Genomic DNA, 21,124 nt, shown 5'->3' on the forward strand with positions numbered 1-21,124 from the left:
GGGTCTTTCCGCCGCCCCGTGGGGCTTCCGCCGTGCCGCGGGGCTTTCCGCCGTCCCGTGCGCGCCCGGCGCCTACCCGTTCGGGTGGCCGGTGGTGAACTGCCGCACGGCGCGGTGGCGGGCGCAGAAGGCTGGCAGCGTCACCGACGAAAGGCTCGTCATGCCCCTGCCGCCGACCTGCCCCACACGCGACTGCAACGACCGGCTGTGGAAGGACACCACGCACACCGACACCGACTGGGACAACTGGCGCTGGTGGTGCTGCCGTTGCGACCAACAGTGGTACCCGACGGCGGAACAGCTCCAGGAGTTCCGCTACGGGTCGGCAGCCGCACCGCACCGCGCCGCCCACCGGGACCCCAGGCTCGCCCGGCAGTAGGGCGGCGGGGTGCGGGTGGGCGCGGGCGCGTACGGGCGGATACGGGCGGGCACGGCGCGTGCGGGGGTGACGCCCGGGGCGCGGGCACCGGCCGGCGCCCTCCCCCTCACCCCACCCGCAGCAGCAGCTTGCCGGTGCTCCTGCGGCTGCCGAGGAGACGGTGTGCCTCGCCCGCCTCGGCGAGCGGGAACTCCGCTGTCACGGGGAGTTCCACGGAGCCTTCGGAAACCGTACGGAAGGCGCGTCCGGCCAGTGCGCGCAGCGTCTCCGGCGCCGTTCCGGCCAAGGCCAGGATGGAGAACCCCGCGACCGTGCGCCCCCACGGATACAGCTCGGGCTGGCCCACCTGCCAGGGCTCGGCGGAACTCGCGTTGCCGAACGAGACCAGGCGGCCGAAGACGGCAAGCGCGTCCATGCTGCGCCGGAAGGTCTCGCCGCCGACGGGGTCCAGGGCGAGGTCGACTCCCCGTCCGCCCGTGGCGCGCCGCGCGTCCGCAGCGAAGTCCGGGCCCACGAACACCTCGTCGTAGCCGTACTTGAGCGCATGCCGGGCCTTGGCCGCGTCCGACACCACGCCGTAGACGGCCCCGGCCCCTGCCGCCTTCGCCAGCTGGCCCGCGACCGTGCCGATCCCGCCCGCCGCGCCCTGCACCAGCACGGCCTCACCCGCCCGCAGCCGGCCCACCTCGTGCACCAGGGCATGCGCGGTGGGCAGCACCGTCGGCAGGGTGGCCCCGGTCCGGGGGCTCACCCCCTGCGGAAGCGGGAACACGGTCGCCGCGGCGGTGACGACGACCTCCGCATACGCCCCGCCGTCCGTGAGCGCCGCGACCTCCTGCCCCGGCCGCAGCCCCTCGACGTCCGCACCGACCGCGCGGATGCGCCCGGAGACCTCCAGGCCCGGCCGGAAGGGGAGGGCGTCGACGCGGTAGCCCTCGGCACGGGCCTTGAGGTCGGCGAAGTTCACACCCGCGTAGGCGACATCGATGCTCACCTGCCCGCGGCCCGGCTCGGGAACGTCCCTGTCCACGACCTTCAGGACCTCAGGGCCGCCGTACTCCTGGAACTCCACCGCACGCATGACAGCACACGCCCCTCACGACTGTTCAATGGAATGCGAACACTCCGACTGTATGATCTGGATCGAACACTTAGCAAGGGGGCCGAGAGATGCCGGACCGCAGCAGTCACCGCGCCGTGCCGGTGCACGCCCACCCCGGGGACGTCCCCGTCGAGACCGCCCTCGCCGCCCTCGCCGACCCCGTACGGCTCCAGCTGGTGCGCGAGCTGGCGGGCTCCGCCGACTGGTCGCACAGCTGCGGCAGCTTCCGCGTACCGGTCGGCAAGGCGGCGCTCAGCCACCACTTCGCCGTACTGCGCGCCGCCGGCCTGGTGGAACAGCGCGACCAGGGCCCCAAGCGCCTCAACCGCCTGCGCCGCGAGGAATTCGACGCCCGCTTCCCGGGGCTGCTGGGCCTGGTGCTGCGGGAAGAGGGTTAGGCCCCTGCCCGGCCCTGGCTGACGGCCCACAGGGGACGGCGTACGGCGTTTACCGCGCAGTACGGATATTCTCCACAAATAGCGACAAATGCATCAGATCGGCAAGGGGTGAGGTCGTCCCGAGCGGTCTGACCCGGGGGCCGGGTGGCTGGTCGGTTGGTGCTGTCGAGGAGGTGCGCCACGTGGCTGATGAACGAGCATGGCTGGGCGAGTTGTTGACATCGGTGGAGTCGGCGCCACCGGAGGTGGCCGTCTCCGTGCTGGCCCAGCTGCTGGCGAGGAGGCTCGCCGCGACCGAGGTGTCCTTTCTGATCACGGACCTCGGCGGCAAGGCCGTCGTACGCCTGACGGGGGCGGCTGCGGAGGAGGGCGGGCCGGAGCAGCCGCGGCCGATCAAGCTGCGCGACTCGGTCTACGACCGAGTGATCCGCTCCCAGCAAGCGCACGTGACGAGCGGCGAGCGGGCGGGAGGCACCGGCCCGGGCCCGGTCCAGGTCATCGCGCCCGTGTCCGACCGCGGGGATGCGATCGGCCTGCTGGAGCTGACCGTGCCCGCCCGCCCCGATCGCCGGACGATGCAGCTCATCGTGGAGGCCGCGCATGCGCTCGCCTACGTGGTGATCGTCAACCGGCGCTTCACCGATCTGTACGAATGGGGCCGGCGCACCACCCGCCTGTCGCTGGCCGCCGAGATCCAGCACCGGCTGCTCCCCGACTCCTTCACCTGCGACACCGGCCGGTTCATCGTCGCCGGAGCAATGGAACCGGCTGCCGACATCGGCGGGGACACCTTCGACTACACCCTCGACCGCCATGCCCTTCAGCTGTCCCTCACCGATGCCATGGGGCACGACGTGCAGGCGGCACTGATGGCGACCATGGTCGTCGGAGCCCTGCGCAATGCCCGCCGGGTGGGCGGCAGCCTCCTCGACCAGGCCCATGATGCCCATCAGGCCGTCGCGGAATACGCAGACCGGGCGCACCAGGCGTTTGCCGACCATTCGGAGCAGGTGCGTCAGGCCATCATCCGGCACGGCGGCCAGGTCATGGCCACAGGGCAGCTGCTGCGCGTCAGTCTCGACACCGGCCGGACCACCTTCGTCAACGCCGGCCACGTCTGGCCGTTGCGCCTGCGCGACGGGCAGGTCGAGGAGATCGCTCCCCTGGTCGACCTGCCTTTCGGTGTCACCCCGAACCCGGGCTACCGCCTCCAGACCCTCGACCTGCGCCAAGGCGACCGGCTGGTCCTGTTGACCGACGGCATGCTGGAGCCCCACGGGACCGAAGCCGGCCTGAGCGACCTGCTCCGGCAGACCAGCGACTGGCACCCCCGTGACGCTGTACGCCTCTTCACCGAAACCGTTCTGGAACTCTCGGACCACGACCCACGCGACGACGCCACCGTTCTGTGCCTGGACTGGCCCGCGCCCGACGCCGGCTACACGGGACCCAGGGCCGCCTCGTAACGTCCCCGGCCCGGCCTCGCCCTTCTTGAATTGGTGGCGAAAGCTCCCCTGCCGGCGTCGCACTCTCCTCAACTCTTCGCCGAGACCGCCCCATTGGCCGATGCCGTGCCGATCGTTGCCTGTCGGTGCCCTGCCCTAAGCTCGCCCCGCATGAGCCTCGACCGTGCCACCAGGTGCCGCCACAGCATCACCCAGATCATCCGCATCCACCCCCCGGCCCCGGCCCACTGCACCCACCGCACCATCGGCGAGCTTCCCGCCCACGACCCGGCCCGTGCCCGCGCGCTCGTGCGCGAGCTGCCCACGGTGGCCGGGGTGGAAGAGCTGGCCCCGGTGCCGCGGCTGGACGTCCGTTCGCCGACGACCTTCGATGACCTGGACTACGTCACCGTGGGCTGCTGGGGCGGCGTCGTGCAGATCACCGACCCCGCGTTCGGGGAGGACGGCATCACCTCCGGCAACCTCGACCCCGTCTTCGAGGGGCAGGTCAAGGCCCACCCCGATGCCCGCATCATCGGCGCGTGCGAGATGGACTTCTCCCTCACCTACGGCAAGTACCTGGTCCATGTCCCCGGAGCGCCGGACGTGAGTGCGGACGGGTGGGACGAGATGACCGTCAGCGGAGATCCGGCGGAGGCCTTGAGGGCGTGCGGGACCGGCCCGGAAGGCCCTGGCGCGGAGGGCCTGGACTTCGCTGATCCGGACGCCTTGAACTGGGGCGAGTACCTCGACCGGATCGCCTGCGGCCTGTACATCCCGCTGGCGGACGAGACGCTGATGGTGTCGGTGTTCAAGGTCTCCCGGCCGGAGGACATCCAGGAGAACATCGAAGAGGTCTGGTACCCGGAGTGAACTGCCGCCCCTTCGTCGTGGAGCGCCGCTTACCACATCGCCGTGCAGCGTGGCCACCAACTCTGCGTCATCCGCGGTGAATCGGCGCGGGGCGAGGTCCTCCGTAGAGGGTGGGGCCGACGAGGGTGGCATCGCGGGCGTCCCTTTCTCACGTTCGCCGGAGCGCCCGGGACCTGGTTGCCCGGCGGTCCTGGCGGGACGGCATAGTAGGGCGCAGTCCGACGAGGGACATGACAATTTCGGCGCGCTGCTCGCCCGGCGCAGCCACGTATCGGGGGGACTTCGCTCCATGCCATCCATCCGCCGCTCCACCGCCGCGGCCGCGGCACTGGTCGCACTGCTCGCGGGCACCGTCACCGCCTGTGGCCCCGGTGACGACAAGGCCGCAGCTTCGGGTGTCACTGATCAGAAGGGCCAGGGCAACGGGGGTCTCCAGATCCCCAAGGGCATGCCGACCAGCCTGGACGACCTGAAGGAGTGGCAGGACGGCGGCTGGCAGAACTGGGACAAGTGGGCCCGCAAGGCGTCGGATTTCGCCAACCCGGTCATCAAGGACCACTGGAAGACGGACCGGCTGGCCAAGGCGAAGAACTCGCCGGAGATCGGGGTGAAGGCCACCGGCGCGGGCAGCGAGTTCGAGGCCACGGACCCCGAGCCGCGGCCGGTCACCGCCGAGCAGGTCGCCCGCCCGTACCACCAGCACATGGCCCCGGTCGGGAAGATCTTCTTCGACAGCCCCAAGGGCCCGATGGTCTGCTCCGGCACGATCGTCGAGGACCCCGCGCACCCGGGCAAGTCCAACCTGGTGTGGACGGCCGGCCACTGCGTGCACTCCGGCAAGCAGGGCGGCTGGATGCGCAACATCGTCTTCGTGCCGTCCTACAACGACAACGGCGTGCCGATGAACCAGGTCAGCGGCAGCCCCTCCCCGCAGGTCACCCCCTACGGCCGGTTCTGGGCCGACTGGATCACCACGTCCGGCGAGTGGATCAACATGGGCAGCGAGGACACCGGCAACGGCGGCTCCGCCTACGACTTCGCGGTGCTGCACGTCAAGCCGGAGAACGGCAGCGGCAAGTCGCTCCAGGAGACCGTGGGCGCCGCCGCCCGGGTCGCGTTCGACACTCCCTCCGCCGACCGCATCGCCTCGCTGGACGCCTTCGGCTACCCCGCGGCGCCGCCGTTCGACGGTGCGCGGATGATGAACTGCCCCGCCCGCCCCGGCCGCCTCGTCATGCAGGAGGGCACGCCCGCCATGAACCGCATCGGCTGCAACATGACCGGCGGCACCTCCGGCGGCGGCTGGTTCGTCAACCACGGCGGCAAGCTGACGCTGGTGTCCAACACCTCGATCAGCTCCAACACCCACACCTGGCTGGCCGGCCCGCACCTGGGCCCGGAGGCCCAGCGGGTCTTCACCAACATCAGCCAGAAGTTCGCGAACCGGTAGGCGCGATCGCGGACGGACGCGGACGGACGGGGGCGCGGGCTGAGGCGCGGGTGTGTATGCGCCTCAGCCCGCGTCCCCCGTGGACTTCCCCGCGGATGTCCACGAGGAAGTACACGCGGAAGCCGGCCCAGGCCCCCGGGCTGTCAGGCCGCCTGGAAAGCGCGGGCCAGCGCGAGGCTGTCCTCGAACGTGACATAGCGGGTGATCTTTCCGCCTTCGACGGTGAGGTGGAAGGCGAACGGCGAGACGAAGGCTTTGCCCGTGGCCTTGACCAGGTGCTCCATGTGGCCGAGGGCCACCGCGTCGTTGCCGTCGACAAGGATGCGCGACACCGTGAACTCCACCGGCTGGAGATACCGGGGAAGCGTCCGGAAGAACTCGGCGGCCTCCTCCCTCGTGGTCCGCCGGCCCGTCCAGGGAACCTCCTCCGCGCCGTAGATGTCCCATTCGATGTGATCGGCGAACAAGTCGGCCACGTCATCGACGGCACCGTTGCCGAGCCGGCGGTAGAACTCGTCAACAACGCTCCGGGTCTCACTCACGGTGGCCCCTCCATGGTCGTGTGGTGGTTGCTCCAGCAGCGGCAACAGCCATGATCAGTGACGCGTTATTCCCCGCGTCGAGTCCGCGGGAGCGGGACATGTCGACGACGTACAGGGGCAGTTGGGGGCTCTGCCGTACCCGACCGGACCGGGCACAGGATGTCGGGTGCAGCAGGGCGGCTCTTTCCTAACGTGAGTGACGAAAGGGAAGGAGACCGAGGTGCTGGAGCGGTTGAACCAGGCCATGGAGCACATCGAGTGCCACCTTGATCAGCGGATCGAGGTGTCCGACATGGCCCGGCAGGTGCTGATGTCGGAGTACCACTTCCGGCGGCTGTTCTCCGCGCTGGCGGGGATCCCGCTCTCGGAGTACATCCGGCGCAGGCGGCTGACGGTCGCGGGTGCCGAAGTGCTGGCCGGTGAGCGGACGCTGCTGGAGGTCGCGGTGCGTTACGGCTACACCTCGGGTGAGGCGTTCGCGCGGGCGTTCCGTGTCATGCACGGAGTCGGTCCCGGCGAGGCCAGACGGACCGGCGCGAGCCTGAAGTCCCAGCCACGGATGTCCTTCCGCCTCATCGTCGAAGGGAACAGCAGCATGCAGTACAAGGTCGTGGACAAGGACGAGTTCCGTGTGGTCGGCAGGAAGGCGCGGGTCCCGCTCGTGCACGAGGGGGTGAACCCGGCCATCGCCGCCTTCATCCGGGGGATGGGCCGGGAGACGCTTCAGCGCATCGAGAGCCTGTCCGATCAGGAGCCGGAGGGGATCATCTCGGTGAGTGACGATCTGGACGGCAGCCGCGCCGAGGGGACCGAACTCGACTACTACCACGGTGTGGTGACCCGCGCCGCGGTGCCGGAGGACATGGACGCGCTCACCGTCCCGGCCGGCACATGGGCCGTCTTCGAGAGCTCCGGGCCGTTCCCGCAGACGCTCCAGTACCTGTGGCGGGACGTGTTCACGCAGTGGTTCCCGTCCAATCCCTACCAGAGCCGGCCGGGGCCCGAGATCCTGCGCACCCGCCTGTCGCCGGACGCGACGCAGGCGGACGCGGAGCTGTGGATCCCCGTGGAGCGGACAGCGGTCTGACAGGGGCGCGCGGCGGCTCCGGACCGCCGCGCGCTCCCGCGAGGCATCGAGTGAGACGTCGTCCCCGCCATCCCCGCGTAGCAGCGGATGGCCCCGGGCGTGCGCTTCCGGAACGGTCGGTCAGTGGGGCGGTGGCGGCAGCGCGCGGCACAGCGCCTCCAGGGCGCTCGGGAAGGCACTGTCGGTGGGCGTCGCGTAGCCGATGACCAGGCCGTGGCGGGGCGGCATGGTGGCGGCGGGGTGGCGGTAGCCGGAGAGGCCGTCGAGCGCCAGGCCCTGCCAACGGGCGGCGCGCAGGGCCGTACGTTCGTCCGACTCGGCCGATCCGTCGGGGAGTTGGAGGACGGCGTGCAGGCCGGCGGAGATGCCGGTGACGGTGAGGTGCGGGGCGTGGGTGGTCACCGCGTCGATGAGCTGGTCGCGGCGTCTGCGGTAGCGCTGGCGCATACGGCGGATGTGCCGGTCGTAGGAGCCGTGGGTGAGGAACTCCGCCAGGGTGAGCTGGTCGGTGACGCCCGCCCAGGCCTCGCGTTCGCCCTTGGCCTCCAGCACGGCGTCGACGAGACGGCCGGGGAGCACCATCCAGCCCAGCCGCACCGCGGGGGACAGGCTCTTGCTGACCGAGCCGATGTGGAGGACGCGCTCCGGATCCAGGCCCTGGAGGGCGCCGACCGGCTTGCGGTCGTAGCGGAACTCGCCGTCGTAGTCGTCCTCCAGGAGGTAACCCCCGGTGGTGCGTGCCCAGTTGATGGCGGCCGCCCGCCGGTCGGGGTGGAGCGGTACGCCGGTGGGGAACTGGTGGGCGGGGGTGAGGAGGGCCGCCCCCACGTCGTCGAACGTCGTCAGCCCCTCCGTATCGGCGCCGTATTCGTCGATGTCCAAGGGGCGGGTGGGGATGCCGGCCGTGGTCAGCAGATGGCGGTGGAAGGGGAGGCCGTAGGACTCGACGGCGAGGGGGCCGGGGAGGACGGCCGGCAGGAGCAGCCGCAGGGCGTGGGCGAAGCCGGAGCAGATGACGATGCGTTCGGGGCCGGTGCGTACGCCACGGGTGCGCGCCAGGTAGTCGGCGAGGGCGCGGCGCAGCTCGGGACGGCCACGGGGGTCGCCGGGGCCGAAGGCGTCATTGGGGGCGGCGGTCAGCGCGCGGCGGGCCGCGGCGAGCCAGGCGGTACGCGGGAAGGAGGCGGCGTCCGGCTGGCCCTGGAGGAGGTTGTGCGCGGGGCGGCTCGCCGGGGCGCGGTGGGCCGGGGCGCGGGTGGGCGTCAGCGGCTCCGCGCGCTGGGCCACGGTGGTGCCGGAGCCCTGCCGGGCGCTCAGCCAGCCCTCCGCCACCAGTTCGGCGTAGGCGTCGGCGACGGTGTTACGGGCGACGCCGAGGTCGGCGGCGAGCGAGCGATAGGGCGGCAGGCGGGTGCCGGGGGCGAGCCGCCCGGACCGTACGGCGTCCCGCAGCGCCCGGATGAGGACGGCGCGGCGGCCGCCGGGTCCGGTCAGCTCCAGATGCAGATCGGCGCCCAGGCTCTCGGCACTCCCGGCAGGATTGACCCATGATTCCGGCATGGAAATGCACCCTACAGTCGGTCGCCTGCGCTTCTAGATTCAAGACATGACGAATACAGCGCAGATCAACGAAGCGGGCGCGGGGAACGTGGCGGGCGCGGGGAACGCGGAGAACACGGGGAACACGGGGAACTCGGCGAGCTCGGCGAGGGGAACGACCCCGGCGGACGGGCCGGCGATCCGCAGCACCCGGGTCAATTTCGCCCAGGCCGCGCCGAAGGCCTTCAAGGCTCTGATCGGTTTTGACGCCGCCGCGCGCGACGGACTCGACCCGGCCCTCGTGGAACTGGTCCAGATCCGCTCCTCGCAGCTCAACAAGTGCGCGTACTGCCTCCACATGCACACCTCCGACGCCCGCAAGGCGGGGGAGAGCGAGGAGCGGCTGCACATGGTCGCCGTCTGGGAGGAGGCTGCGCACTTCTTCACCGCGAAGGAGCGGGCGGCGCTGGCGCTCACGGAGGCCGTGACGCTGGTCGCGCGGGGCGGCGTACCGGACGAGGTCTACGACCGTGCCGCCACCCACTTCGACGATGCCGAACTGGCCCGTCTGCTGGCCCTGATCTTCACGATCAACACCTGGAACCGGCTCGCCCTCAGCACGGGGAAGGTGCCGGGGACGGACGAGCGGTGACGGCAGGCCGGGCCGGGTGAGCGGTGACGGCGGCTCGGGCGGGGCGAGCGGTGACGGCGGCTCGGGCGGGGCGAGCGGTGGCGGTGGACCGCGCCGGGCCTCAGAGCTCCGCCCCGAGCTCCTCCCGCAGTTGCTCCGCCATCCCCGCCAGTGCCGCCATCGCCCGCTGTTGAAGTCCAGGGCCGAACGTGATCCGGGCCGCGCCCAGAGTGCCGAGATCGCGTGGCGAAGGGCCGTCCGGTGTCACCACGGCATTGAGGGGGATGCCGATACCGGCGGCCAGTTCGGCCAGCAGGGGCGGCGGGGCGAGGATCGGGTAGACGCAGTCGGCGCCCGCCGCGGCGTACAGTCGGCCGCGGCGTACGGTCTCCTCGGTGTCCTGGGCGCCGTACAGATAGGTGTCGATGCGGGCGTTGATCACCAGCGCGTCGCCCGCCTCGGCCCGTACCTCTGCCAGCCAGTCCGCCTGTTCCTGCGGGTCCCGCAGGGAGCCGGTGGCGTGGTCGGTGTCCTCCAGGTTGCAGCCCACTGCCCCGGCGTCCGCGAGCCGGCCCACCAACTCCTTCGCGGACAGCCCGTATCCGGCCTCCACGTCCGCGGAGACCGGGAGGTCCACGGCCCGCACGATGCGGGCGACGGCCGCGAACATCTCGTCGGCCGGTGTCTTTCCGTCCTCGTATCCGAGGGAGGCCGCGATGCCCGCACTGGGCGTGGCGAGCACGGAGAACCCGGCGTCGGCGAACACCTGGGCGCTGGCCGCGTCCCACGGGCCGGGAAGGACCAGGGGCAGCCCGGGCCCGTGATGCAGGGCGCGTAGCGCGGCGGCAGTGGCAGTGGCGTTGGCGTGGGCAGTCGTCATGAGGCATCTCCGAACGGGGGTCGGGCCGCTTCGGCCGGGGACAGCGCCCTCAGGGGCGCAGGGAAATCGGGGGCGGGCGCGCCGAGGGGCGGCCGCGGGGGCGCCGTGGTCATGCCTGTCCGGGGGCCATGCGGGTGGACACCCCGAAGCGGTTCCAGGCGTTGATGGTGGTGATCAGCGCGATCAGCTGGGCGAGCTCGGCCTGGCCGAAGTGGGCGGCGGCGCGGTCGTAGGCGGCGTCGGGAACGAAGCCCTCGGTGAGGAGGGTGACCGCCTCGGTGAGGGCGAGGGCGGCCTGCTCCTCGGCGGAGTAGAAGGCGGTGGCCTCTTCCCAGGCGTTGAGGAGGTAGATGCGCTGCTCGGTCTCGCCGGCCTGGCGGGCGTCCTTGATGTGCATGTCGATGCAGAACGCGCAGTGGTTGAGCTGCGATGCCCGGATCTTCACCAGCTCGACCAGAGCCGGTTCGAGGCCCTTCCTCGCCGCCGCGTCCAGCGCGATCATGGCCTTGTAGACCTCCGGCGCGAGCTTGGCCCAGGGCAGCCGCGGGCCGTGCTGGTGCCCCGCCGGTCCCGGAGCCGCGGCCGTCGCCTGAGGCACCTGAGCCGCCTGCGATGTCTGTGCTGTCCGTGTCGTCATGTCTACGACGCTACGGCGGCAATGGCGCAGCTGTATGGTCCACTTCCATGGAGAATTCCTGGGCCACTTTCGGACGCGATCTGCACCTGGATCTCACCGGCCCCGGCGGCCTGCGCACCGCGCTGCTGCGTGCGCTGCGCGACGCCGTACGGTCCGGCCGGCTGGCCCCCGGCACCCGTCTGCCGTCCTCCCGCTCGCTCGCCGCCGACCTCGGCATCGCCCGTAACACCGTGGCCGACGCCTACGCCGAGCTGGTCGCCGAGGGCTGGCTCAGCGCCCGCCAGGGCTCCGGCACCCGCGTCGCCGAGAGGGTGCTGCCGCGCGCCACGCCCGCCGCCCCGCGCGCCCCCGGCCCGGCCGGCCGCGCCGACCGGCCGCGCTTCGACCTCACCCCGGGCACCCCCGACGTCTCCGCCTTCCCCCGCACCGCCTGGCTGGCCGCCGCCCGCCGCGCGCTGACCGCCGCCCCCAGCGAGGCCTTCGGCTACACCACCCCCAACGGCCGCCCCGAACTGCGCACCGTCCTCGCCGACTACCTCGCCCGCGCCCGCGGCGTACGCGCCGACCCCGGCCGCATCGTCGTCTGCGCCGGATTCATGCAGGGGCTGGCCCTACTCTGCCGCGCGCTGGGCACCGGGCGGCTGGCCGTCGAGTCCTACGGCCTCGACTTCCACCGCGCCGTCATCACCCGCGCGGGCCTGGGCACCGTCCCGCTTCTCGTCGATGAACGCGGCGCCCGCACCGAGGAGCTGACCGGCCTCGACGACGTACGCGCGGCCCTCCTCACCCCCGCCCACCAGTTCCCCACCGGCGTCCCGCTGCACCCCGACCGCCGCGCCGCCGCCGTCAACTGGGCGCGTGCCACCGGGGGATTCATCCTGGAGGACGACTACGACGGGGAGTTCCGCTACGACCGCCAGCCGGTCGGTGCCCTCCAGGGCCTGGACCCCGACCACGTCGTCTACCTGGGCACCGCGAGCAAGAGCCTGGCCCCCGCGCTGCGGCTGGCCTGGATGGTGCTGCCGGACCGGCTGGTCGATCCGGTGCTCGCCCTCAAGGGGACCGGTGAATGGGAGTCGGGGGCGCTGGACCAGCTCACCCTGGCCGAGTTCATGTCCTCGGGTGCCTACGACCGCCATCTGCGCGGGATGCGGCTGCGCTACCGGCGCCGCCGCGACCAACTGGTCGCCGCCCTGGCCGACCACGCGCCCCACGTCCATGTCTCGGGCATCGCCGCGGGTCTGCACGCCGTACTGGAACTCCCGCCCGGCACCGAACAGTCCATCCTCCAGGGCGCCCGCTGGCAGGGCCTCGCCCTGGAGGGCCTGAGCCGCTTCCGCGACCCTGCCGCCCCACCCGCCTCCCGCGACGCCCTGGTGGTGGCCTACGGCACCCCGCCCGACCACTCCTTCGCCGGTGTCCTGGACGCGCTGGTCAGGGCACTGCCTGCGGGGGAGTAGGCGGCGGACGTGCGGGCTCCCCGCATCACAGCGCCCTGCGGGCTTCCCGGATCACAGCTCCCGTACGAACGACACCCGGTCGAGTCCCGGCCCGTCGTAGTCCTCGTGCACCGGTACGCCGTCGTCGTCGGTCCGGTCGCCCGGCTCCAGACGGAAGCCCATACGGGCGTGGTACGCGAGGGAGTTGCGGTTGTTGGGGCTGGTGATGCAGCGGACCTGGCTACGGCCGGCCGCGCGGGCCGTGGCGAAGAAGTGGTCGTAGAGGGCGCTGCCGACGCCGTCCCGCCGGCCTTCCGGGCACACGCCCACGAAGTGGATATAGGCGGTCCTGGGGTCGGTCTGGGACAGAAAGCCGATCAGGAAGGCGTGCAGGGTCCGGTCGGGGCGCTCGACGAGGAGGCTCGTATCGGCGAAGTGCTGGAGAAAGAGGCGCGGTACGAGCAACTGGCGTTGCAGTGCGCCCGCTTCACCACCCAGACCACCCCACCACTCGGCCAGGGCCACCTGGAGCCGTGGGTGATCCGAGGGTACGGGGCGACGCTGCGTCAGATCTCCGGGCAACTGCCCCGGTACCCGGGCGCGCTCAGTCATGGGCTGTTTCCTCCGGCCGACGGGTGTACGGGGCCCTGCGCCCCGGTACGCCCGACAGGGTAGACGGCGGCCCCGGCCGGCCGGCCGTCACGGAAGTCCCCCTCACGGCCAGGGCCCGCCGCCGCGCCACCCTTGCAATCCGCTCGGTGTAAGTCCGCGGAATTCCCCTTCCGCCGCCCTGCCCAGTTTCTCTCAACTCCCCTGTGGAGTAGGCCAGTTGAAAGCAGGGGAGATTTCACTCCCGCCTTCGAACGCCAGACATGCATTGCTGTAGCAAAGTATATGCAAGCTCCGGGGATTCTGTCACCGAGGAGTCATTGCGCCGCCAACTGCGCTGTTGTGCAACGGCTTTGGGGGTGGTGCGGGGCGGGCTCCCGGCGGTGTCCCGTACTGACCGCCCGTCACCAGTGCCGACGCCTGTCACATCTACGCCCCGTGGCGCGCGCCGCTAGGCGCCGTGCACGCCGCTGCGCGCTGCGCCATTCAGGGTAAATGCGCTGACCGGCTATGGCGTGGCGGCATGGTCGGCGCGCCTACTGATGCTATCGACCGGCGGGTTGCCCACCTGGCGGAGGTCATCGGTATGCAGATGCGAATCTTCGTCGGCTTTCCTCACCGAGATCCCTCGCCAGGTTGATGCCCACTTCCCGCAGCACATCAAGATCTTCGGGGAGGGAGCTGAACGGCCCGCCACCATCATCAAATGCGGAGGGCCAGACCATGGCACCCACCTTTACCTTGGCGTCGGCAGCGCCAAACCCGGCGGCCTTCGGGCAGAACGTGACGTTGACCGCCACTGTCATCCCATTCGGGCTGGGAACACCCACCGGCACCGTCACCTTCGTCGTCGCCGGCGGCCCCACCGTGACGGCGCCACTCGTCGGCGGCACCGCGACCGCCACCGTCAGCAACATCAGCGTGGGTTTTCACAGCATCACCGCCACCTATAACGGCAGCGTCCTGTGGTCTCCGTCCAGCGGCCTGGCCTCCGTGACGGTGGTCAAGGCGTCGACGTCCACGACGGTCACGTCCTCGCCGGACCCGTCGACGTTCGGGCAGCCGGTCTCCATCACCGCCACCGTCGCGCCGGTTTCGCCGGGCGCGGGCACCCCCACCGGCACGGTCACCTTCGTCATCGCGGGCGGCGGAGGCGGCACCCTGACGGGCACGCTCTCGGGCGGTACGGCGACCGTCACCACCAGCAGTCTCAGCGTCGGTACACATGCCATCACCGCGACGTACAACGGCAATGCCAATTTCAATGCCTCCAGCGGCACCGACACGCAAACGGTGCTGCCGAGCCTGGTACCGACGACCACCACGGTGACCTCGTCGCCCGACCCCTCGGTGTTCGGGCAGTCGGTGACCTTCACGGCCACCGTCGCCCCCGTCCCACCCGGCTCGGGGACCCCGACGGGCACGGTGACCTTCGTCATCTCCGGCGGCCCCACCCTGACGGCACCGCTCTCGGGCGGTACGGCGAGCGTCAGCACCAGCAGCCTCAGCGTCGGCCCCCATACTGTCACGGCGACCTACAGCGGCAGCGGTGGCTTCGCGCCATCGAGCGGCACGGACACCCAGCTCGTCAACAAGGCCTCCACGACCACCACGGTGACCTCGTCGCCGGACCCGTCGGCGTTCGGCCAGCCGGTGACGTTCACGGCCACGGTCGCCCCGGTCGCACCGGGCGCGGGCACGCCGACCGGCACCGTCACCTTTGTCATCAGCGGTGGCCCGACGCTGACCGGCACCCTTTCCGGGGGCACGGCGAGCGTCACCACCAGCACACTTTCTCCAGGTCCCCACACCGTCACCGCGACCTACAGCGGTAACGCCAACTTCAACACCTCCACCGGCACGGACACGCACACGGTCGGGCAGGCGTCGACGACCACGGTGGTCAGTTCCTCGCCCGACCCGTCGGTGTTCGGGCAGTCGGTGACCTTCACCGCGACGGTCGCGCCGGTTTCGCCGGGTGCGGGGACGCCGACGGGCACGGTCACGTTTGTCATCAGCGGCGGTCCGACGCTGACCGGCACGCTTTCGGGCGGTACGGCGAGCGTCAGCACCAGTGCGCTTTCCGCCGGTACGCACACGGTCACGGCGACGTACGGCGGTGACGCGAACTTCACCGGTTCCAGCGGCACGGACACCCAGACGGTCAACCAGGCGTCCACCACCACGACGGTCACCTCGTCGCCCGACCCGTCGGTCTTCGGGCAGTCGGTGACCTTCACCGCGACGGTCGCGCCGGTTTCGCCGGGTGCGGGGACGCCGACGGGCACGGTCACGTTTGTCATCAGCGGTGGTCCGACGCTGACCGCGACCCTTTCCGGCGGTACGGCGAGCGTCAGCACGAGCGCGCTCTCCGCCGGTACGCACACGGTCACGGCGACGTACGGCGGTGACGCGAACTTCACCGGTTCCAGCGGCACCGACACCCAGACGGTCAACCAGGCCTCCTCGACCACGACGGTCACCTCGTTCCCCGACCCCTCCGTGGTGGGACAGACGGTCAACTTCACCGCCTTTGTGGGCCCGGTGTTCCCCGGTGGCGGGGTGCCGACCGGAACCGTCTCGTTCGTCATCACCAACGGGGTCACCACCGTGACCCTCAGCGGCACCCTCGACGTCGCCGGCGTCGCCACCGTCAGCACCAACGGGCTGGTCACGGCGGGCCTTTACACCGTCACCGCGACATACGGCGGCGACGCGAACTTCACCGGCTCCAGTGACACCGACACCCAGACGGTCGGCCAGGCGGCGACCACCACCACGGTCACCTCGTCGCCCGACCCCTCCGTGACGGGACAGCCGGTGACCTTCACGGCCGTCGTCGCGCCGGTCTCGCCGGGGGCAGGCACCCCGACCGGCACGGTCACCTTCGTCATCAGCGGTGGCCCGACGCTGACCGGCACCCTCTCCGGGGGCACCGTGAGCGTCACCACCAGTGCACTGGGCGCCGGAACCCACACGGTCACCGCGACGTACAGCGGTGACGGCAACTTCACCGGCTCGGTCGGTACGGACACCCAGACCGTGAACCAGGCGTCGACCACCACGACGGTGACCTCGTCGCCCGACCCGTCGGTCTTCGGCCAGCCGGTGACCTTCACGGCCACGGTCGCGCCGGTGGCTCCGGGAGCGGGTACACCGACCGGCACGGTCACCTTCGTCATCACCGGTGGCCCGACCTTGACCGGCACCCTCTCCGGGGGCACGGCCACAGTCACGACGAGTGGGTTGAGCGTCGGCACGCACCCGGTCACGGCGACGTACAGCGGTGACGCCAACTTCACCGGTTCCAGCGGTACGGACACCCAGACGGTGGCGCAGGCGGCGACGACCACGACGGTCTCCTCGTCTCCTGACCCGTCGGTGGTCGGTCAGCCGGTGACCTTCACGGCCACTGTCGCGCCGGTTTCGCCGGGTGCGGGTACGCCGACCGGGACGGTCACGTTCGTGGCGACGGATGGCGTCACCACGGTGACGCTGACCGGCACGCTCAGCGGCGGTACGACCAGCGTGACCACAAGTGGTCTGGTGACGGCGGGGACTTACACCGTCACCGCGACCTACAGCGGTGACGCCAACTTCACCGGCTCGGTCGGTACGGACACGCAGACGGTGGCGCAGGCGGCGACGACCACCACGGTCACCTCGTCGCCCGACCCGTCGGTCTTCGGCCAGCCGGTGACCTTCACGGCCACAGTGGCGCCGGTGGCTCCGGGCGCGGGTACACCGACCGGCACGGTCACCTTCGTCATCACCGGTGGCCCGACGCTGACCGCGACGCTCTCGGGCGGCACCGCGAGCGTCACCACCAGCGCGTTGAGCGTGGGCACGCACACGGTCACGGCGACGTACAGCGGTGACAGCAACTTCACCACCTCCAGCGGCACGGACACCCAGACGGTCAACCTGGCGTCGACGACCACGTCGGTCTCGTCGACTCCGGACCCGTCGGTGGTGGGGCAGCCGGTGACCTTCACGGCCACTGTCGCTCCGGTTTCGCCGGGTGCGGGTACTCCCACGGGGACGGTCACGTTCGTGGCCACCAACGGGGTCACCACGGTGACACTGACCGGCACGCTGAGCGGTGGCACCACCAGCGTGACCACGAGCGGGCTGGTGACCGCGGGCGCGTACATCGTCACGGCGACGTACAGCGGTGACGGGAGCTTCACTGGTTCCGTCGGTACGGACACGCAGACGGTGGGGCAGGCATCGACGACCACGACGGTCTCTTCGTCTCCGGACCCGTCGGTGGTGGGGGCGCCGGTGACGTTCACGGCCGTCGTTGCTCCGGTTTCGCCGGGTGCGGGTACGCCGACCGGCACGGTCACGTTCGTGGCCACCGACGGGGTCACCACGGTGGCGCTGACCGGGACGCTCAGTGGCGGTACGACCAGCGTGACCACAAGTGGTCTGGTGACGGCGGGGACTTACACCGTCACGGCGACCTACAGCGGTGACGCCAACTTCACCGGCTCGGTCGGTACGGACACCCAGACGGTGGCGCAGGCGGCGACGACCACCACGGTCACGTCGACTCCGGACCCGTCGGTGGTCGGTCAGCCGGTGACCTTCACGGCCACCGTGGCTCCGGTTTCGCCGGGTGCGGGTACTCCCACGGGGACGGTCACGTTCCTGGCCACCGACGGCGTGACCACGGTGACGCTGACCGGGACGCTCAGTGGCGGTACGACCAGCGTGACCACAAGTGGTCTGGTGACGGCGGGGACTTACACCGTCACCGCGACCTACAGCGGTGACGCCAACTTCACCACCTCGACCGGCACGGACACCCAGACGGTGACCCAGGCGGCGACGACCACCACGGTCACGTCGACTCCCGACCCGTCAGTGGTGGGTCAGCCGGTGACCTTCACCGCGACGGTCGCACCGGTCTCGCCGGGAGCGGGTACCCCCACGGGTACGGTCACGTTCGTGGCCACCGACGGGGTCACCACGGTGACGCTGACCGGGACGCTCAGCGGCGGCACCACCAGCGTGACCACCAGCGGGCTGGTCACCCCCGGCACGTACACCGTCACCGCGACCTACAGCGGAGACACCAACTTCACCACCTCCGTCGGCACGGACACGCAGACGGTGGCCCCGGCGGCGACCACGACTACGGTCTCGTCGACTCCGGACCCGTCGGTGGTCGGTCAGCCGGTGACCTTCACGGCCACTGTCGCTCCGGTCTCGCCGGGTGCGGGGACGCCGACCGGCACGGTCACGTTCGTGGCCACCGACGGCCTGACCACGGTGACGCTGACCGGCACCCTCAGTGGCGGGACGACCAGCGTGACCACCAGCGGGCTGGTGACCGCGGGCGCGTATGTCGTCACGGCGACGTACAGCGGTGACGGGAGCTTCACCTCTTCCGTCGGTACGGACACGCAGACGGTGGCCCCGGCGGCGACGACCACCACGGTCTCGTCGACTCCCAACCCGTCGGTGGTCGGTCAGCCGGTGACCTTCACGGCCGTCGTCGCACCGGTCTCGCCGGGTGCGGGGACGCCGACCGGCACGGTGACATTCCTGGTCACCAACGGGGTCACCACGGTGGTCCTCACCGGCACCCTCAGCGGTGGCTCCACCAGCGTGACCACGAGCGGGCTGGCGACCGCCGGCGCGTACACCGTCACCGCGACCTACAGCGGTGACGCCAACTTCACCACCTCGACCGGCACGGACACCCAGGCGGTGGGTCAGGCGTCGACGACCACTACGGTTTCGTCGTCTCCCGACCCGTCGGTGGTCGGTCAGCCGGTGACCTTCACGGCCACCGTGGCTCCGGTCTCGCCGGGTACCGGTACGCCGACCGGTACGGTCACGTTCCTGGCCACCGACGGCGTGACGACGGTGACGCTGACCGGGACGCTCAGTGGCGGTACGACCAGCGTGACCACGAGCGGGCTGGTCACGGCCGGCGCGTACTCCGTCACGGCGACCTACAGCGGTGACGCCAACTTCGCCACCTCCACCGGCACGGACACGCAGACGGTGGGTCAGGCGGCGACGACCACCGTGGTCTCGTCGACTCCTGACCCGTCGGTGGTCGGTCAGCCGGTGACCTTCAGTGCGACGGTCGCACCGGTCTCGCCGGGTGTGGGTACGCCGACCGGTACGGTCACGTTCCTGGTCACCGACGGGGTCACCACGGTGACGCTGACCGGGACCCTCAGCGGTGGCACCACCAGCGTGACCACGAGCGGGCTGGTCACGGCGGGGACGTACACCGTCACCGCGACCTACAGCGGTGACGCCGACTTCACCAGCTCCAGCGGCACCGACACCCACACCGTCGCCCAAGCGGCCACGACCACCACGGTCTCGTCGACTCCCGACCCGTCCGTGGTGGGGCAGTCGGTGACCTTCACGGCCGTCGTCGCTCCGGTCTCGCCGGCTGTGGGAACCCCCACGGGTACCGTCACGTTCGTGGCCACCGACGGGGTCACCACGGTGACCCTCACAGGCACGCTCAGCGGCGGCACCACCAGCGTGAGCACGAGCGGGCTGGTGACCGCCGGCGCGTACACCGTCACCGCGACCTACAGCGGAGACACCAACTTCGCCACCTCCACCGGCACGGACACGCAGACGGTGGCGCAGTCGGCGACGACCACCACGGTCACCTCGTCGCCCGACCCGTCGGTGGTGGGGCAGTCGGTGACCTTCACGGCCGTCGTCGCACCGGTCTCGCCAGGGGCAGGTACCCCGACCGGCATGGTCACGTTCGTGATCACCGGTGGCCCGACGCTGACCGCCACCCTCTTCGGGGGTACGGCCACCGCGTCGACCACTGCGCTGGGCGCCGGTACCTTCCCCGTCACGGCGACCTACAGCGGTGACGCCGACTTCATCACCTCCAGCGGCAGCGACACCCAGACGGTGGCGCAGTCGGCGACGACCACCACGGTCACCTCGTCGCCCGACCCGTCGGTGTTCGGGCAGTTGGTGACCTTCACCGCCACGGTCGCGCCGGTCTCACCCGGAGCCGGCACGGTGACCGGCACGGTCACCTTCGTCATCGACGGTGGCGGGGGCGGCACGCTGACCGGCACCGTCTCCGGCGGAGTCGCCACCGCCACCACCAGCACGCTCGACGCAGGCGTCCACAACGTCACCGCGACCTACGGCGGTGACGCCGACTTCACCACCTCCAGCGGCACCGACACCCAGACGGTCAGCCAGGCAGCCACGACCACCACGGCCACCTCGTTCCCCGACCCGTCCAACTCCGGCGACACGGTCGCGATCCTCGCGTTCGTGTCGGCGGTGGCTCCGGGCAGCGGCGTCCCGACCGGGACGGTCAGCTTCGTGGTCACCGACGGCATGACCACCATCACCCTCACCGGAACGCTCGACGGCTCCGGCGTCGCCGCGGTCAGCACCCCGCTGACCACCGGCCTCTACACCATCACGGCGACCTACGCCGGTGACACCAACTTCACCACCTCCAGCGACACCGACACCCAGACCGTCGTGTAACCACCCATCCCTTCCTCCCGTACAGCGCACCAGCGCCGGGCCGCCCAGTGAGGGCGGCCCGGCGTCGTGCTGTGCCCCGCTGCCCGTGCGGGGCGGCGGTACGGAAGGAGGAGGCCACCTCATTGCGCCGGCCCCCCGGGTGCCGTCTACGCTGGCTGCGCTCCAACAGATGTTCACGGGGGAAGGCAAGAAATGGCAGAGAAAGCACGCCGGCGGCTGCGGTCGAGCACGGTGATCCTGGGCGGTATGGGGGCGCTGGCCGCCGCGTTGACGTCCTGCGGCTCCGAGCCCGACAAGCGCTGCGTGGACCGCAACAGCTACGACACGCTCAAGGGCTACCGCATCGTCGACTCCAAGAACTGCTCGGCAGGCGGCAGTTCGTCCAGCGGCAGCAGCACGTCCGGCAGCGGCGGATACGGCAAGACCGGCCGCGGCGGGACGGCGAAGCAGCCCGTCGACGGCAAGTGGTACTACGACCCGGACAACGCCGGCGGCAAGTACGCCGACGACGGCACCTTCAGCAAGGCCACGGCCGTCAACCGCGGCGGCTTCGGCTGCTCCGGCTCGGGCGGCGGCCGCCACGGCTCCTTCGGCGGCTGAGCGGACG

At 71.3% G+C, this 21,124-nt stretch carries 17 protein-coding genes; 10 read left to right on the top strand and 7 right to left on the bottom strand.

What is annotated here, in order from left to right; genetic code table 11:
- Nucleotides 1–379: hypothetical protein (locus tag M8I34_RS21685; RefSeq protein WP_250051433.1), on the top strand; the 379-nt coding region annotated here is incomplete at its 5' end.
- A 106-nt stretch (nucleotides 380–485) separates the two neighbouring features.
- Here the strand turns inward: M8I34_RS21685 and M8I34_RS21690 are convergent.
- A complete protein-coding gene (locus tag M8I34_RS21690; RefSeq protein ID WP_250051435.1) occupies nucleotides 486–1,460 on the bottom strand; it encodes a zinc-binding dehydrogenase in 975 nt (324 codons plus the stop codon).
- A gap of 89 nt (nucleotides 1,461–1,549) precedes the next feature.
- On the opposite strand from M8I34_RS21690, the gene M8I34_RS21695 reads away from it, so the two are divergent.
- From M8I34_RS21695 to M8I34_RS21710, 4 genes are all read left to right on the top strand, one after another.
- Nucleotides 1,550–1,879: a helix-turn-helix transcriptional regulator gene (locus M8I34_RS21695; RefSeq protein ID WP_250051437.1), complete on the top strand. Its 330-nt coding sequence runs from the start codon at nucleotides 1,550–1,552 to the stop codon at nucleotides 1,877–1,879.
- Between the two features lie 182 nt (nucleotides 1,880–2,061).
- A complete protein-coding gene (locus M8I34_RS21700; protein ID WP_250051439.1) occupies nucleotides 2,062–3,345 on the top strand; it encodes a PP2C family protein-serine/threonine phosphatase in 1,284 nt (427 codons plus the stop codon).
- A gap of 150 nt (nucleotides 3,346–3,495) precedes the next feature.
- Nucleotides 3,496–4,197: a DUF6333 family protein gene (locus M8I34_RS21705; protein ID WP_250051442.1), complete on the top strand. Its 702-nt coding sequence runs from the start codon at nucleotides 3,496–3,498 to the stop codon at nucleotides 4,195–4,197.
- A 289-nt stretch (nucleotides 4,198–4,486) separates the two neighbouring features.
- On the top strand, nucleotides 4,487–5,647 hold the full coding sequence (locus tag M8I34_RS21710) for a serine protease (RefSeq protein WP_250051444.1): 1,161 nt from the start codon (nucleotides 4,487–4,489) through the stop codon (nucleotides 5,645–5,647).
- 143 nt (nucleotides 5,648–5,790) lie between these two features.
- Here the strand turns inward: M8I34_RS21710 and M8I34_RS21715 are convergent, their stop codons facing one another.
- Nucleotides 5,791–6,189 carry a nuclear transport factor 2 family protein gene (locus M8I34_RS21715; protein WP_250051446.1) on the bottom strand — a complete coding sequence of 133 codons (399 nt, stop codon included), beginning with the start codon at nucleotides 6,187–6,189 and terminating at the stop codon, nucleotides 5,791–5,793.
- A 220-nt stretch (nucleotides 6,190–6,409) separates the two neighbouring features.
- Between M8I34_RS21715 and M8I34_RS21720 the strand changes: the two genes are divergently transcribed.
- Nucleotides 6,410–7,276 carry an AraC family transcriptional regulator gene (locus tag M8I34_RS21720; protein WP_250051633.1) on the top strand — a complete coding sequence of 289 codons (867 nt, stop codon included), beginning with the start codon at nucleotides 6,410–6,412 and terminating at the stop codon, nucleotides 7,274–7,276.
- A gap of 120 nt (nucleotides 7,277–7,396) precedes the next feature.
- Here the strand turns inward: M8I34_RS21720 and M8I34_RS21725 are convergent, their stop codons facing one another.
- Nucleotides 7,397–8,836, bottom strand: a complete 1,440-nt coding sequence (locus M8I34_RS21725) for a PLP-dependent aminotransferase family protein (RefSeq protein WP_250051455.1) — start codon at nucleotides 8,834–8,836, stop codon at nucleotides 7,397–7,399.
- A 46-nt stretch (nucleotides 8,837–8,882) separates the two neighbouring features.
- Here M8I34_RS21725 and M8I34_RS21730 point away from each other — a divergent pair, with 46 nt between their 5' ends.
- Nucleotides 8,883–9,467 carry a carboxymuconolactone decarboxylase family protein gene (locus M8I34_RS21730; RefSeq protein ID WP_250051456.1) on the top strand — a complete coding sequence of 195 codons (585 nt, stop codon included), beginning with the start codon at nucleotides 8,883–8,885 and terminating at the stop codon, nucleotides 9,465–9,467.
- A 100-nt stretch (nucleotides 9,468–9,567) separates the two neighbouring features.
- On the opposite strand, the gene M8I34_RS21735 is transcribed toward M8I34_RS21730, so the two are convergent.
- Entirely contained in the window at nucleotides 9,568–10,326 is a 759-nt protein-coding gene (locus M8I34_RS21735; RefSeq protein ID WP_250051464.1) for an isocitrate lyase/phosphoenolpyruvate mutase family protein, read from the bottom strand.
- 109 nt (nucleotides 10,327–10,435) lie between these two features.
- Nucleotides 10,436–10,963 (bottom strand): carboxymuconolactone decarboxylase family protein, encoded by a 528-nt coding sequence (locus tag M8I34_RS21740; RefSeq protein WP_250051466.1) that lies wholly within the window; start codon nucleotides 10,961–10,963, stop codon nucleotides 10,436–10,438.
- 47 nt (nucleotides 10,964–11,010) lie between these two features.
- Here M8I34_RS21740 and M8I34_RS21745 point away from each other — a divergent pair, with 47 nt between their 5' ends.
- On the top strand, nucleotides 11,011–12,423 hold the full coding sequence (locus M8I34_RS21745) for a PLP-dependent aminotransferase family protein (RefSeq protein ID WP_250051469.1): 1,413 nt from the start codon (nucleotides 11,011–11,013) through the stop codon (nucleotides 12,421–12,423).
- A 51-nt stretch (nucleotides 12,424–12,474) separates the two neighbouring features.
- On the opposite strand, the gene M8I34_RS21750 is transcribed toward M8I34_RS21745, so the two are convergent.
- Nucleotides 12,475–13,014 (bottom strand): N-acetyltransferase, encoded by a 540-nt coding sequence (locus M8I34_RS21750; protein WP_250051471.1) that lies wholly within the window; start codon nucleotides 13,012–13,014, stop codon nucleotides 12,475–12,477.
- A 575-nt stretch (nucleotides 13,015–13,589) separates the two neighbouring features.
- Nucleotides 13,590–13,811, bottom strand: coding sequence for a hypothetical protein (locus tag M8I34_RS21755; protein WP_250051473.1), 222 nt, complete (start codon nucleotides 13,809–13,811; stop codon nucleotides 13,590–13,592).
- Between M8I34_RS21755 and M8I34_RS21760 the strand changes: the two genes are divergently transcribed.
- Entirely contained in the window at nucleotides 13,801–20,517 is a 6,717-nt protein-coding gene (locus M8I34_RS21760; protein ID WP_250051475.1) for an Ig-like domain-containing protein, read from the top strand. The genes M8I34_RS21755 and M8I34_RS21760 overlap by 11 nt on opposite strands.
- Before the next feature lie 192 nt (nucleotides 20,518–20,709).
- Nucleotides 20,710–21,117, top strand: coding sequence for a hypothetical protein (locus M8I34_RS21765; RefSeq protein WP_250051477.1), 408 nt, complete (start codon nucleotides 20,710–20,712; stop codon nucleotides 21,115–21,117).
- Nucleotides 21,118–21,124 lie beyond the last annotated feature (7 nt).

The sequence above is a fragment of the Streptomyces sp. MCA2 genome (assembly GCF_023544705.1).
GTDB lineage: Bacteria > Actinomycetota > Actinomycetes > Streptomycetales > Streptomycetaceae > Streptomyces > Streptomyces decoyicus.

Coding starts and splice junctions, on each gene's coding strand:
- M8I34_RS21735 (WP_250051464.1), bottom strand. CDS start 10,326: ATGACGACTGCCCACGCCAACGCCACTGCCACTGCCGCCGCGCTACGC.
- M8I34_RS21745 (WP_250051469.1), top strand. CDS start 11,011: ATGGAGAATTCCTGGGCCACTTTCGGACGCGATCTGCACCTGGATCTC.
- M8I34_RS21740 (WP_250051466.1), bottom strand. CDS start 10,963: ATGACGACACGGACAGCACAGACATCGCAGGCGGCTCAGGTGCCTCAG.
- M8I34_RS21710 (WP_250051444.1), top strand. CDS start 4,487: ATGCCATCCATCCGCCGCTCCACCGCCGCGGCCGCGGCACTGGTCGCA.
- M8I34_RS21750 (WP_250051471.1), bottom strand. CDS start 13,014: ATGACTGAGCGCGCCCGGGTACCGGGGCAGTTGCCCGGAGATCTGACG.
- M8I34_RS21690 (WP_250051435.1), bottom strand. CDS start 1,460: ATGCGTGCGGTGGAGTTCCAGGAGTACGGCGGCCCTGAGGTCCTGAAG.
- M8I34_RS21765 (WP_250051477.1), top strand. CDS start 20,710: ATGGCAGAGAAAGCACGCCGGCGGCTGCGGTCGAGCACGGTGATCCTG.
- M8I34_RS21705 (WP_250051442.1), top strand. CDS start 3,496: ATGAGCCTCGACCGTGCCACCAGGTGCCGCCACAGCATCACCCAGATC.
- M8I34_RS21695 (WP_250051437.1), top strand. CDS start 1,550: ATGCCGGACCGCAGCAGTCACCGCGCCGTGCCGGTGCACGCCCACCCC.
- M8I34_RS21730 (WP_250051456.1), top strand. CDS start 8,883: ATGACGAATACAGCGCAGATCAACGAAGCGGGCGCGGGGAACGTGGCG.
- M8I34_RS21725 (WP_250051455.1), bottom strand. CDS start 8,836: ATGCCGGAATCATGGGTCAATCCTGCCGGGAGTGCCGAGAGCCTGGGC.